This window comes from Labrys sp. (in: a-proteobacteria) (assembly GCF_047605565.1).
Taxonomy (GTDB): domain Bacteria; phylum Pseudomonadota; class Alphaproteobacteria; order Rhizobiales; family Labraceae; genus Labrys; species Labrys neptuniae.
Genome location: NZ_JASGFM010000001.1, coordinates 222,741 through 236,299, shown reverse-complemented (window position 1 = coordinate 236,299; position 13,559 = coordinate 222,741). Strand labels below are relative to the sequence as shown.

At 62.1% G+C, this 13,559-nt stretch carries 12 protein-coding genes; 7 read left to right on the top strand and 5 right to left on the bottom strand.

Features of this window, described 5'->3' with window-relative positions; genetic code table 11:
- The first annotated feature begins 356 nt into the window (after positions 1-356).
- A complete protein-coding gene (locus QM672_RS01150; RefSeq protein ID WP_367625148.1) occupies positions 357-1,043 on the top strand; it encodes a Crp/Fnr family transcriptional regulator in 687 nt (228 codons plus the stop codon).
- Positions 1,044-1,702: 659 nt separating this feature from the next.
- On the opposite strand, the gene QM672_RS01145 is transcribed toward QM672_RS01150, so the two are convergent.
- Together QM672_RS01145 and QM672_RS01140 are read right to left on the bottom strand one after the other, a co-directional pair.
- Positions 1,703-2,020: a c-type cytochrome gene (locus tag QM672_RS01145; protein ID WP_415080384.1), complete on the bottom strand. Its 318-nt coding sequence runs from the start codon at positions 2,018-2,020 to the stop codon at positions 1,703-1,705.
- 143 nt (positions 2,021-2,163) lie between these two features.
- Positions 2,164-3,861: a thiamine pyrophosphate-binding protein gene (locus QM672_RS01140; protein ID WP_415080383.1), complete on the bottom strand. Its 1,698-nt coding sequence runs from the start codon at positions 3,859-3,861 to the stop codon at positions 2,164-2,166.
- 178 nt (positions 3,862-4,039) lie between these two features.
- Here QM672_RS01140 and QM672_RS01135 point away from each other — a divergent pair, with 178 nt between their 5' ends.
- The 5 genes from QM672_RS01135 (at position 4,040) to QM672_RS01115 (ending at position 7,869) form a co-directional block, all read left to right on the top strand.
- Positions 4,040-4,480: a DUF2948 family protein gene (locus tag QM672_RS01135; protein ID WP_367625152.1), complete on the top strand. Its 441-nt coding sequence runs from the start codon at positions 4,040-4,042 to the stop codon at positions 4,478-4,480.
- A gap of 292 nt (positions 4,481-4,772) precedes the next feature.
- Entirely contained in the window at positions 4,773-6,068 is a 1,296-nt protein-coding gene (gene hisD / locus QM672_RS01130) for a histidinol dehydrogenase (protein WP_415080382.1), read from the top strand.
- A 253-nt stretch (positions 6,069-6,321) separates the two neighbouring features.
- Positions 6,322-6,810 (top strand): UPF0262 family protein, encoded by a 489-nt coding sequence (locus tag QM672_RS01125; RefSeq protein WP_311942671.1) that lies wholly within the window; start codon positions 6,322-6,324, stop codon positions 6,808-6,810.
- Between the two features lie 3 nt (positions 6,811-6,813).
- On the top strand, positions 6,814-7,251 hold the full coding sequence (locus QM672_RS01120; RefSeq protein ID WP_311942674.1) for a low molecular weight phosphatase family protein: 438 nt from the start codon (positions 6,814-6,816) through the stop codon (positions 7,249-7,251).
- A gap of 153 nt (positions 7,252-7,404) precedes the next feature.
- On the top strand, positions 7,405-7,869 hold the full coding sequence (locus QM672_RS01115) for an META domain-containing protein (protein WP_068286751.1): 465 nt from the start codon (positions 7,405-7,407) through the stop codon (positions 7,867-7,869).
- Between the two features lie 79 nt (positions 7,870-7,948).
- Here the strand turns inward: QM672_RS01115 and sbmA are convergent, their stop codons facing one another.
- The 3 genes from sbmA to QM672_RS01100 all read right to left on the bottom strand — a co-directional run bounded on the left by sbmA (position 7,949) and on the right by QM672_RS01100 (position 12,027).
- The gene (gene sbmA / locus QM672_RS01110) at positions 7,949-9,184 is read right to left on the bottom strand and encodes a peptide antibiotic transporter SbmA (protein ID WP_394310630.1); all 1,236 of its coding nucleotides are present in this window, start codon (positions 9,182-9,184) and stop codon (positions 7,949-7,951) included.
- Between the two features lie 177 nt (positions 9,185-9,361).
- Positions 9,362-11,464 (bottom strand): ABC transporter ATP-binding protein/permease, encoded by a 2,103-nt coding sequence (locus tag QM672_RS01105; protein ID WP_415080381.1) that lies wholly within the window; start codon positions 11,462-11,464, stop codon positions 9,362-9,364.
- Between the two features lie 353 nt (positions 11,465-11,817).
- On the bottom strand, positions 11,818-12,027 hold the full coding sequence (locus tag QM672_RS01100; RefSeq protein ID WP_068286760.1) for a cold-shock protein: 210 nt from the start codon (positions 12,025-12,027) through the stop codon (positions 11,818-11,820).
- Between the two features lie 305 nt (positions 12,028-12,332).
- Between QM672_RS01100 and QM672_RS01095 the strand changes: the two genes are divergently transcribed.
- The gene (locus QM672_RS01095; RefSeq protein ID WP_367625155.1) at positions 12,333-13,559 is read left to right on the top strand and encodes a tetratricopeptide repeat protein; all 1,227 of its coding nucleotides are present in this window, start codon (positions 12,333-12,335) and stop codon (positions 13,557-13,559) included.

Here is a 13,559-nt window from a genome sequence, read left to right as displayed (position 1 = left end):
GCGTTTTGCGATTTGGGTAAACCACCACGAATCGCAAAGACGCGTTCGAACCAAAGAGAGGGAGCAAAAGTGCATTTCCGCTTAAACGCGCTTTGCTCCGGAAATTGAACCGAATCGTTGGCTCGAAAATAAGATGCCGCACGCGGCGAGGCAAATTGGGATCCTGTTGCCGTTCCATGGAAATTCCGTGGCCATGTCGGCGGTAACGGGATCTTGGATGCGCGGGCTTGCCACGAAGCGCGCCATGAAGCACTTTGCGCGGCGATGGAGGCCCGCCACGATCGAATTCCGGTCGTGACATTCATGGAATGAACGCGCTTGCTCTACGGCTCGGCAGACGCTTCAGCGGAGGAACGATGTCGAATACCCTGTCCCAGATTCCATTGTTCCAGGCGTTGGACGAAGCCACGATCAAGGCCTTCGACGGCCGGGTGCGTTGGGCCAAGTTCGAAGAGAACGAGCTGGTCGTCGACTATGACGACAATTCCAACGACGTCTATTTCCTGATCTCCGGCAAGGTGCGCGTGCTCTACCGCACCATTACCGGCAAGGAAGTGATCCTGGCCGAGCTCGGCGGCGGCCAGTTCTTCGGGGAATTGTCGGCCATCGACGGCGTCGGGCGCTCGGCCAATGTGACCGCGCTCAACCGTTCGCAGATGTGCATCATCTCCGGCCCGGTGTTCATGGAGCTGCTCACCGAGAACGCCTCTGTCTGCAAGCAGATCCTGCAACTGCTCGCCAGCCGCGTGCGCGCGCTCAACACCAAGCTCGCCGAGCACTCCTTCCTGCAGACCAAGCACCGGCTCTATGCCGAGCTCATCCGCCTGTCCCAGCCCCGCGCAAGCCATCCCGGACAGCGCGTGCTCTCACCGCCGCCCTTCCACCACGACCTCGCCGCCCGCATCGGCTGCCGTCGCGAGGCCGTCTCCCGCGAGCTTTCGGCCCTGGAGAAGGAAGGCCTGGTCAGCAAGACACGCGGGGCTCTCGCGCTGGTCAACCCGGAGGAGCTCAACAAGCGGATTTCGGCAGCGCTGGCGGACTGACCGGGGGGCGGGTCTTCAGACCCGCCTTGCTCATTCGGTGAACACGGCGATTCCAGGCGGGTCTGAAGACCCGCCCCCCGTGGGGTGCCACCTGGGCCTGAAGCCGTTGCGGAGCGCTGCGACACTCGCCGGCGGCGTCAATATCCGTGCTGGCCGATCCTGCCATTGGGCCTCTTCCCAGCCCTCGGGAGACCAACGCAACACTTTGCCTTCGCGGCGTGTGAAGGCGTCTTCGCCATCGGTCCAGACGGCGCCGTCTGGGAGGCCTCGTGTTTCTGCTACCTGATGGTCGTTGAGGCGCTCGACATGGAGAATACGGTCCATGCCTCCAGCAGTCCGGTCTTCGCTCGGAAATGCCGCCTGATAGGCCTTCGCATCAGCACGGCGACACTCGAAACAGGGGCGATGGCCAGCGGCAAGGGCCGTCACTTCATCCAGGAAGAACAACTCGGTGTAGCCACTTCCTGCCGCCATTACCGATCGCCGCCAACCTTTGAAGCTGAGTTCGCAACATATCCAAGCCCTGGATGCCCAACGTCGACGCCCCAGTCGCTGATGATCATCATGGAGACGCCCACCACGATTACCCATCATTGTTCCACGCGCCGCTAAAGCGACGATATCTCCGAAAGGTGTCACTCGGTTCTGTAAGGGATGGCTCATGGCTTGGCGTTCCCTTCGGCATCGAAGGTCGCGAGATAGGCGATGACATCATCCACCGTCGCCTCGTCGCGGATGCCGGCGAAGGTCATCTTGGTACCGGGAACGGCGGCGGAAGGACGGGTGAGGAAGAGGCGCAGGGACGCTTCGTCCCAGGTCTTGCCCGAGGCCTTCATCGCTTGCGAATAGACATAGTCCGGCGAGGAGGCCGCCGGCCGGCCGACGATGCCGTTGAGTTGCGGCCCCACGACGTTCTTGGCGCCTTCGCCGACCCGGTGGCAGGCCGCGCAGCGGGCAAAACCGGCCTTGCCCTTCACGGCATCGCCGGCGAAGGCAGGCGATGCCAGAAGGAGAAGGGCGAGGGTCGCTGGGATCGCAGGCTTCCAGCCTGCTCTTGAAAATACCGAGCCTGCAGAGAGGGAAGAGCAGGCTGGAAGCCTGCGATCCCAGGAAGATATCGTCATTTCGCCAGCGCCTGCTCGCGGATCCGGGTGATCGTGGTCATCGGCGTGATCGCTTCCGGGTCCATGCGGCAATGCAGGATGGCCGGCTTGCCGGACGCCAGCGCCCGCTCGAAGGCCGGCCCGAATTCGGCGGCCGTCGTCACCGTCTCGCCATGCCCGCCAAAGGCGACGGCATAGGCGGCGAAATCCGGGTTCTTGAGCTTCGTCGCCGAGATGCGCCCCGGGAATTCGCGCTCCTGATGCATGCGGATGGTGCCGTACATGCCGTTGTCGACCACGACGACGATGATCGGCAGGTCGTACTGCACGGCGGTGGCGAATTCCTGGCCGTTCATCATGAAGCAGCCGTCACCGGCGAAGCAGACCACGGTCTTCGAACGGTCGAATGCCTTGGCGGCCACGGCAGCCGGCATGCCATAGCCCATCGAGCCCGATGTCGGCGCGAGCTGCGTACCATAGCGGCGGAAGCGCAGATAGCGCTGCACCCAGATGGCGTAGTTGCCGGCGCCGTTGCAGATCACAGCGTCCTCGGGCAAGCGGTCGCGCAGCCAGAGCAGGGCCTCGCCATACTGGAACGTGCCGGGGATCGGCTTGGGCTCGTCGGTCCAGTCATGGAAGTCCCGGTTCGCCTGGCGCGTCTCGGCCGACCAGGGCAGGCTGCCGGACGGCTGCAGACCGTCGAGGGCCGAGGCGAAGGCCTGAGCCGTGGCGTGGATCGCAAGGGTGGGCTGATAGACCCGCCCCAGTTCCTCGGCACCGGCATGGATGTGGACGAGTTTCTGGCGTGGGGTGGGAATGTCCACCAGCGAATAGGAGGAGGACGGCATTTCAGAAAGACGCCCGCCCGCCAGGATCAGGAGGTCGGCCTCCTTGATGCGCTGGGCCAGCTTGGGATTGGGCCCGATGCCGACATCGCCGGCATAATTGGGATGGTCGGCCGGAAACAGCATCTGGCGCCGGAACGAGGTGCCGACAGGCAGGTCGAAGCGCTCGGCGAAACGAACCAGGCTCGTCACCGCCTCATCAGACCAGCCCGAGCCGCCGACGATCAGCAGAGGCTTCCTGGCCTCGCCCAGCAGAGCTTCGAGGCGGGCCAACTCATCGCGGCCCGGCCAGGTCTGCGCCGGCTCGACATAGGCGGCATCGGCAACCGTGGCCGTTTCGACCAGCATGTCCTCCGGCAAGGCGACCACCACCGGCCCCGGACGGCCCTGCATGGCGACGCGGAAAGCGCGGGTAACCAGTTCGGGAATGCGTTCTGCCTTGTCGATCTCCACCACCCATTTGGCCATCGAGCCGAAGAAAGCCTTGTAGTCGACCTCCTGGAAAGCCTCGCGCTCGCGCATGCCGGTCTCGATCTGGCCGATGAAGAGAATCATCGGCGTGGAATCCTGCATGGCGATATGGACGCCATGAGAGGCATTGGTAGCGCCGGGCCCGCGCGTGACCATGCAGATGCCGGGCCGACCGGTGAGCTTGCCGACGGCTTCGGCCATCATCGCCGCTCCGCCTTCCTGGCGGCAGACAGTGACGTTGATCGGGGCATCATGCAGGGCATCGAGCACGGCAAGATAGGATTCGCCCGGCACGCAGAAGACCTGTTCGACGCCCTGCGCCACCAGCGCATCGACGATCAGGCGGCCACCATTGCGCGAAACTGACTCGGATTTGGGCTCTGTTTGGGACACCGGCATGGGCATTGGCACTCTCGGATGGGTCGCCTCTGTCATACGCCGAGGATCCGCTTGGTGGAACCGCCATTCTTCCGGGCAGCCTCGGCATCTTGCCATCGGTACCGGCGTCCTTGCGAAAGGCGCGCCTTGGAACCGTCGATCCCCGCGACCTCTTGCCGCGCAGCTTGCGGGACATTACATGCAACTCATGTTGTCGCCCGAACCCCTCAAGTTGCTTGCTTTCGATGGAGAGGACCTGGAGGTCATCTCCACCCATCTGCAGGATGCGGCCGTCGCGCCGGCAGAGATTGCCTGGTTGCCGCGTGAGAAGCGCTTCGCCCTGGTGATGGATCGCTATGACTGGTGCGGCGCCCAGAGCGGCGAACGCACGAGGCGCCGCTCGGGCCTGCATTTCGAGCGGGTTCTCGGGGTCAAGCACTCGCATTTCGAGCAGAACGCCAGCCAGAAGGCGGTGTTGCTGTCGATCTCCTTCGAGGTGAGCGACGATCCGGCGGGGCTGGTGACGCTTTATTTCGAGGGTGGCAGTGCCATTCGCCTCGAAGTGGAGTGCCTGGAAGCAGCGATGTCCGATCTCGGCCCGGCCTGGCCCTGCGGCTCCCCGCCACCCGCCCGGGTGTGAAGCTGGAGATTGCTACCGCATTGCATTCTCCCCTCAGCGCAAGTACTCACGCTTGCGCTGCCCCTCACCTTACCTCTCCCCGTAGGGACGGGGCGAGGGGACTTCAACGTCGAGTTCAATTCAAGAAGCTTTCATCTCGCTAGACGGTTGGGCGAGATGAAAGCTTTGAGAATCAGGCATGACGCTTGCGCCTCTTCGCCCCGTCCCTACGGGGAGAGGTAAGGTGAGGGGCAGCGTGACCTCTCAAGCAAAGCGCCTCGTTTCACGACTGTCCGCCGCACAAGGAAATGCCATGCCGGTTCGGCTCCACAGCACCCAGGCCGATTTCGCCGACGCCTTCGCCGCCCTCCTCGCCACCAAGCGCGAGATCTCGGAGGATGTCGATGCCTCCGTGCGCGCCATCATCGAGGATGTGGTGGCGCGCGGCGATGCGGCGGTGATCGACTACACCGCCCGCTTCGACCGCCTGACGCTCACGCCCGAGACCATGCGCGTCACCGCGGCGGAGATCGAGGCGGCGCAGGCCCAATGCGATGCCGGCGCGCTGGAGGCACTCGCATTGGCCGCCAGCCGCATCCGCACCTATCACGAGCGCCAGAAGCCTGTGGACACGCTGTTCAAGGATGCCATCGGCGTGGAACTCGGCTGGCGCTGGACGGCGATCGAGGCCGTCGGCCTCTACGTGCCGGGCGGCACGGCGGCCTACCCCTCCTCCGTCCTGATGAATGCCATTCCGGCCAAGGTCGCCGGCTGCCCACGCCTGGTGATGGTGGTGCCGAGCCCGGGCGGCGTCCTCAATCCGCTGGTGCTGGCGGCCGCCAAGCTCGCCGAGGTCGACGAGGTCTATCGCATCGGCGGCGCCCAGGCCGTCGCCGCCCTGGCCTACGGTACCCCCACCCTCGCACCCGTCGCCAAGATCACCGGGCCGGGCAATGCCTATGTGGCGGCCGCCAAGCGCCGCGTCTTCGGCCATGTCGGCATCGACATGATCGCCGGCCCTTCGGAAGTGCTGGTGATCGCCGACGACAGCGCCAATCCCGCTTGGATCGCCGCCGACCTGCTGGCCCAAGCCGAGCATGATACGGCCTCCCAGTCGATCCTGATCACCGACAGCGCCGCCCTGGCCGCTCAGGTGGAACACGAAGTGGAGGCCCAGCTCGCCACCCTGCCCCGCGCTGAGATTGCCGGAGCCAGCTGGCGCGACTATGGCGCCGTCATTACCCTGGCCTCGCTGGCCGAGGCCCCGCCACTGGCAGACCGCCTCGCTGCGGAGCATCTGGAGATCATCACCCGGGATGCCGAGGCTCTGGCGGCGCGTATCCGCAATGCCGGCGCCATTTTCCTTGGGCCGCACACGCCCGAGGCGATCGGCGACTATGTCGGCGGCTCCAACCACGTGCTGCCGACGGCCCGCTCGGCCAAGTTCTCCTCGGGCCTGGGCGTGCTCGACTTCATGAAGCGTACCTCCATCCTCAAATGCGGGCCCGAGCAGCTTGCAGCCATAGGTCCGGCGGCGATCGCGCTCGGCGAGGCGGAGGGCCTTGCCGCCCATGCCCGTTCGGTCTCGATCCGCAGCAACCGGCTTTAAGGCGCAAAAGCACGGAGTGGCGACCTCCCAACTCCATCAAGCGATGGAACGAGGTCGACATTCCCCGATATGAAGCAACGTTCCGTTTCAACGAGCTTTGCTCTATGAGAGCCGAGGCAGAGTCTCTCGATGTCGCCTGCGGATAGGCAACATCGAGAAACTCTGCAAGTGTTTGAGATGTTGCAGGTTCTCCTTGATCGAGCCCCCGGCTCAATCAAGGAGAATCTGCTTAGGCACCATGCTATGAGATGTTATGGACAATGAGGAATTCAGCCCCACCTGCCGATTGATCGCCGTTCATCTCGATGAGCGCAGCATCGGGCGCGGCAGCCAGGATCAAGAACATGAGCGGCGGGTCGCCGCCTATGACCTCATCGAGGAGAATGTGTTCTCGCCGGTCGGCTATGATGCCGGCCCCTACGGACTGCATATATCCCTGCAGGATGGCCGCCTCGTCCTGGACATCCGCGATGCCGACAGCCAACCGGTGGTGGTGCATATCCTCTCGCTTACGCCGCTCAGGCGCGTGGTACGCGACTATTTCACCATCTGCGACAGCTATTACGCGGCCATCCGCAGCGCCACGCCCTCCCAGATCGAGACGATCGACATGGCCCGCCGCGGCCTGCACAATGAGGGTTCGGAAATCCTGCGCGAAAGGCTGGCCGGCAAGATCGGGCTCGATCTATCCACCGCCAGGCGGCTGTTCACCCTCGTCTCTGCGCTCTACTGGAAAGGCTGAGGCGTGAAGGAGGGCCGCCGTCCACAGTCGGTCCTGTTCGCCTGCGCGCACAATGTCGTCCGCTCGCCCATGGCGGAGGCGATCGGGCGCTATTATTTCGGTCGCTCCATCTTTTTCGGCTCGGCGGGCGTGCGCCCGGGCGAGCCGGATCCTTTCGTCGCCGCCGCGCTGGACGAGATCGGCATTTCGCTCGGCAAGCACCGCCCCCAGAGCTTCGAGGATCTGGAAGAACTGGAAGGACTGAACTTCGACCTGATCATCACCCTCGCCCCGCAGGCCCACCACAAGGCGCTCGACCTCACGCGCACCCTGGCCGCCGACGTCGAATATTGGCCGACCCCGGACCCCAGCCTCGTCAGCGGCAACCGCGAGCAGAAGCTCGACGCCTACCGCGCCCTGCGTGAAAGCCTGATCGACAAGATCACCGAGAGATTGGGCTGAGACCACTACTGTCATACCGACGTAGGCCTGTTCCGGCGGATACAGTCCGAAGACGGCGAACATCTTTCTCTCCAGGCCGTGTATCCTGTATAAGCCGCGTTGCGATTTTTCAGCTCCGCCTCTATCGTGCGCGGCAATGAACCGGAGGATTTGATGCGCGTTCTGCGTTCCCTTGCCCTTGCCGCCCTGTCGGCCGTGACCCTGACGAGTTGTTCGATGTTCGGCTCGGTGCCGCCGAACAATGTGCCGCCGACTCTGCCCAAGCCCATGGACAGCAAGGCCTCCCGTCCCTTCCCGATGAACCGCACCTTTGCGGCAATCTCCTACAAGGATCAGACCTTCAAGGACGACCGGCCGACCATCCTGGTCTCGGACAGCTATCGCGGCACGGGCTTCTCGGCCTGCAACAACTGGTCGGCCACCATCATTCCGCGCGCCGATCAGCGCATGGCCATCGGCCCGGTGGCCATCAGCAAGCGCAAATGCGCCGACCGCCTGATGCACAACGAGCAGGTCTTCCTGTTCGTGATGCGCACCTCGACCGACTGGTCCTATGACGGCTACACGCTGACCCTGCGTGGCCCCTATGGCGAGATGAAATTCCAGCCGGCAGCGTAAGAACAGGCTTGGGGTAGAATTGAAAAGGCCGGTCCGCAAGAGACCGGCCTTTTTGCGTTGCGATGGAAGCAACGTTACCTCACGCCACAGCCGTGGGTTCGGAATGAGTCATCCTGCCGCTGGTATCCAGCGACGCCTCGAAGGCCCGCAGACGTTTGTGGATGGACAGCAATTCGACGATGGTCGTCCACGAATTCACCAGAAACTGGAAGGAATTGGCGACACTGTTGAAGGCACCGGCGATTTGCTGATAAAGGCCAAGCGTAAGGGCGCCAGCCGCAAAAGACGGAATCATCAGGAAGATCCCAAAGACATTGTCGGCCTGCAGATAAAGTGACCTCGCCGTATTGAAATAGGTGTAGTGCAGATAGATCCTGAAATAGTTCTTCCTTACATTGGCGAACAATTCCTGAACCGTAATGGGCCCAGCCCGGTCGACGTGATCCTCGCCATAGACCAGTTCCTTACGATAGGCCGCTTCCACCTTCTGATTGAGGAATTGCAGCCCCGGCAGCTTGATGCCGATCACGCTCAGTAGCACCGTCCCGAACACGGCCCATAGGATCGCCGCCACGACCAGGGGTTGGGGGATGACGCCGACCACCGGCAAGGCAACGATATGCCGCGACAGGGACGACAGGAGTGGCAGGAATGCCACCAGCGTCATCACGGAACTCACCAGAGAAATGCCGAGCGATTCAACGATGGTGGAGAACCGCATCGTGTCCTCTTGGACACGCTGGGCAGCGCCCTCGATGGAACGCAGCCTGGTCCAATTGTCCATGTAGAAATCGTTCATCGCCGTGCGCCACCTGAAGACATAGTGGTTCGTCACGAACGAGGTGAGCACAAAGGCAGCAACGGCAACCAATGCGATAACCAGGAATGTCAATAATCCAAGATACAATTCGGACGCGGATACGGAGTTTGGCGCAGAAAGCGCCTTCTGGATGAGATTGAAATAGGGTCCCCTCCAATTATTGATCACAACGCTGACCTGGACGCCGAAATAAGTCACGAAGATCAGAAAACCGGATACGAGAATAGACCAGTTCTGCCAGCGGTGCGGGCTTAAAACGGCCCAAAATCCATAGAAGACGACCAGAAACACGGTGAAATAGATATAGAACCAAAGAAAGGAATTGGTCCAGAAATAGGACAGGTCGACCACGTCGCCATCGCCCTCGCTGGCAGGCAGTCCAATATATTGGCCCCACCCTCTCGCACCTCCATACCAGAGCAGTATTGCGGCAAGCAGCCAGAGGCAGGCCGTCAAAAAGAAGACCTTTGGTTTTGGGAAGAAGGAGGTGAACACCTAGAGAGTTCCTTTGTGTGCGAGCGCAATGGCGCCCTTGTGGTTCTTGCACCAGCAACCTGACTTATGGCGCTGCTCATCTGTCATGTCATGGGACGGAAGGAAGCCAGATGAAGCAGCCGAATTCTTCGGGCCAAGACGGCGCCTGGGCCTTAAAGCGAGAAGGAAAAGACATCGTCATCGTGCCCCGAACTCCGCCAGCGGACGTTCTTCGACATGCGCAGCCTTCTCATCGGGTACGACCGCCAGACGGCGATCATGCAATCCGGCAAGCGAGGAGCGGTGCCCGATCGAAACGATCGTGGTATCGGGCAAGGCTTGACGAAGCAGGCCGTAGAGCTCGGTCTCGCTTTTTTCGTCGAGCGCGGAGGTCGCCTCGTCCAGCAGCAGCCAGGCAGGCCGGCGCAGGATAGCGCGCGCCAAAGCGATGCGCTGCTTTTCCCCGCCTGAGAGGGCATTGTCCCATTTGTCGTCGGCGTCGAGGCGATCGGCGAGTTCGCCGAGGCCGACCTGCTCCAGCACGTCGTGGTACTGTTTCTCCTCGAAGGCCTCCTCGCCGAGAGGATAGGCAAGCGCAGCACGCAACGATCCGAGCGGGAAATAGGGCTGCTGCGGCAGGAGCATGACGTCGTCCGTCTGTGGCAGCGCAATGGTGCCCCTGCCATAGGGCCAAATGCCGGCGATGGCACGGAACAAGGTGGTCTTGCCGGAGCCCGACGGCCCGGTCACCAGCGTACGTACCCCCTTGGGCAAGCTGAAGTCCGCCTTGTCCAGAAGGATCGCGCCGTTCGGCAGGGCAACGTCGACATCCCGGCCATCGATGGCCGTTTGCCTCGTTTGCGGCAGGGCATGCACGCCGTCATCGCGAGCTGCGTTGGCCTTGGCGATGGCGGAGTCGAATCCGGTGAGACGGTCGATGGTTGCCTTGTAGGCTGCCAGCGTGGCGTAGGACGTCACGAAGAAGGAGAAGGCGGGAATGATGTTGCCGAAAGCGTCGGCGGTCTGCATCAGCGTGCCCGACTTCATGCTCTCATTGGCGAAATAAGCGGGTGCGAGCAGGAAAAACGGCAGGACGAGGTTGAACTGGCCATAGGCGAAGGTGAGCGAACCGAGTTTGATCTGCCTCACCAGCAGGGCGAAGCGCATGCCGTAGACGGCCGCAAAGCGGGCCAGCAAGCCCTTCTTCTCGACGTCCTCGCCATGCAAGAGCGCGATCTGCTCGTCATTCTCACGCACACGCACGAGATTGTAGCGGAAATCGGCTTCGAGCTTCTGGACCCTGAAGTTGATCGGCACCAAAGGACGGCCGATGAGGTGCGAGAGATAGGTGAAGAGCACGGCCCAGGCCAGGAGCATCCACACCAGATAGCCTGGGATCTTGCTGAGGTCGAAGCCACCAAGCTGGTAGGGAAACTCGGCCGAGATGCCCCATAATATGCTGACGAAAGCATAGATGCTGAGGAGCTGCGAGAAGATACCGGTATAATTGTCGTAGGAAGACAGCGTAAAGTCACGGACGTCTTCGGCGATGCGCTGGTCGGGGTTGTCGGTCTTGTTGCCGGCCAGCGATAACCGGTAGTGAACCTTGTCCGACAGCCAATCATTGACATAGCGCTGCGACAGCCAATTGCGCCAGCGCAACACGGCATAGCCGTTAACATAGGAATCGAGCACGCCCCGAAGCACCCAGAAGGTGGCGAGGCTGCCGAACACCCCCATTTCCGTCCAGAAGGCCGCTGCCGCCTTGTCCTGAATCGCGGTGTAGAAACGATTCTGCCAGAAATTGAACAGGACGTTCAGATAGACCAGCAACACGTTGATGACGACGACGAAGCCGAGCAGACCAAGGGCCACCGTCCGCTCGCGCATCGGCCACTTGCCGAGAAAACCCAGATTGAGCTCAGTCCGGTCCTCAGCTTCGAAATAGGGATTGACGAGATCGACGATGCGGCGAAGCACCGGCACGAAATAGATCAGGTAATGCAGCAAAGCGAGAATGCTGGCGACAATGGCAGCGTTGGCGGGCGGCAGAAAGGCCTGGATCCCTTCCGGCAGCCAACCGGCCTCGTTCAAGGCCGTGACGGCACCCAGAATGAGAAAGGCGAAGGCAAACAGCCCCACCAGGAAGCGCAGAACTGTCGGAATGCGGGCGGCAAGGAACAAGACGGCCGTGAGCACGAGGGAGGCCAAGGGCAGATACAGGGGCACCGGGCCGATGATGGAACCTGCGGCAAAACCAATCGTGGAAACAGCACTAAGACCCGCGAGGAGTCGGATCATGAAGACGGCCTTTCAGAAATACGCCATCGGCCAGGCGAGGAATCCATTGCCTTCGACCATGCGGAATTAAGGTTAATACAACCCTCTCGTCCGCCCCCAAGCGACGGGATATTGAACATCCTTTGCCGCCATCTCAAATGATCAAATGGTAAGGTGGTTCAGCACTTCGTGAAGTGCCCGCTTCGGCACACGAGGCTGCGGCCAATAAAAAAGACGCGCCGGAGCGCGCCTCTGAATGGGATTGGGTGAGAGGACTTTCCGGTCATGCGATCCGGACAGGCTCTCCATTCTTGTTATCGTCGATGGCCTTCACGCGAACCGGTAACCCCTCCGCCTGAAGATGCTTGTCGGGGTTACACAGCCTTGAGATTGCCGGCTGCCGCCTTGCCCGTCTTGCGATCCGTCAGGATCTCGTAACCGATCTTCTGGCCTTCACGCAGTTCGGGCAGACCGGCACGCTCGACGGCGGTGATGTGCACGAACACGTCGCGGCCACCGTCATCGGGCTGAATAAAGCCGTAACCCTTCTGGGTGTTGAACCATTTTACGGTTCCCGTGCTCATAGATAGTCCTTTACTTCGTTCCAAAGCATGGACGTCCCACGGAAATCCGTGCTCCGCCCGGTTTTGCGAAATTTGGGGAGGGTGTCCTGAACGTGCGCCGTGCTCGAGCATGGACGCACCGGCCCAGTCGTCCGGCCAAATGACGCTAAATCGATAACACAGGTTTGTCGAAATTCACAAGGGCGTGGCCCCAGTAGGCTTAAGAGGGGGAAAGATCACAGTTCTGCCATTCCCAGCTGCCACGGCTTGGTCTAGAGGCTGTGCCATCTTTTTTCTTTCGCCCCGTCAGTGGAACCGTGCCCGGTATGACCGCCCTTTTGCGCCCCGCCCTTGTCCTGCTTGCTCTTTGCGCCGGCACGCCCGCTCTCGCCGACAGCGCCGACAGGGATTGCTCGAAAGGAGCGGCCGAGCAGCGCATTCCCGCGTGCACGCAATTGCTCGACCGGAAACTGGCCAAATCGACCCGGGCATTGGTGTATTTCCGGCGCGGGCAGGCCTATGCGGAAAACAGCGACGATGGCAAGGCAGTGGCGGATTTCAGCGCGGCACTCGACTTGCGGCCGCGTGATGCCGCCAGCCTGACCGCGCGGGCAGACGCCCAGTCCCGCCTCGGCGAGATGGATGCCGCACTGGCCGACTATGCCGCCGTGATCGCCGTCAATAAGCGCTCGGCGCTCCCGCTGGTCAATCGGGGCTTCGCGTTGCTCCAGTTCGATCGCAACGAGGAGGCGATCAAGGATTTCGATGCGGCCATCGCCCTCAACGGACGCGAGGAAGAGGCCTATAAAGGCCGTGGCGATGCCCATCGTGCCCTCGAGGAGCATATGGCCGCCATCGACGACTACACGCAGGCCATCCGGCTCGACAAGACCTACAAGAACGCTTTCTACGCCAGGGCCCGCTCTCTCATCGAGATGAAGGACTATACCCGCGCCCTGGAAGACCTGCAGAAGGCGCTCGACCTCGACAGCGATTTCGATTCCGCCTATTTCAGCCGCGCTTTCGTGCAATGGCAGCTCGGCGACACCGAAGCCGCCATCGCCGACTATACCAAGGCGCTCGCGCTCGATACCAATTTCCCGTCCGCCCGCCTGGAACGCGGACAGCTCTTTGCTGCCCTGCATCGCTATGACGAGGCGATGGCCGATTATGACGAGACCATCCGCGAACAGCCCAGCAGCGACCAGGCCTATGTCTCGCGCGGCATCATCTGGCGCGAACTCGGGGACTACGACAATGCCCTCGCGGACCTTGCCAAGGCGCTGGAACTCACCAAGGACAAGCCCGATACCCTCAACGAACGGGCCCTGACCTATCTCGCCGCCGATCGCTATGACGAGGCGCTGCGCGATGCCGACGCCGCCATCGCCGCCGATAGCCACGTGACCGACTATTTCGTCACACGCGCACGCATCCATGAGAGCCGGGGCGAGCGAGACGATGCCATCGCCGATTTCAACAAGGCGCTGGAACTAGACCCCGCCAACAAGCCGGCCAAGGGCGGCCTGTCGCGGCTCGGCGCCAAGCCGTAA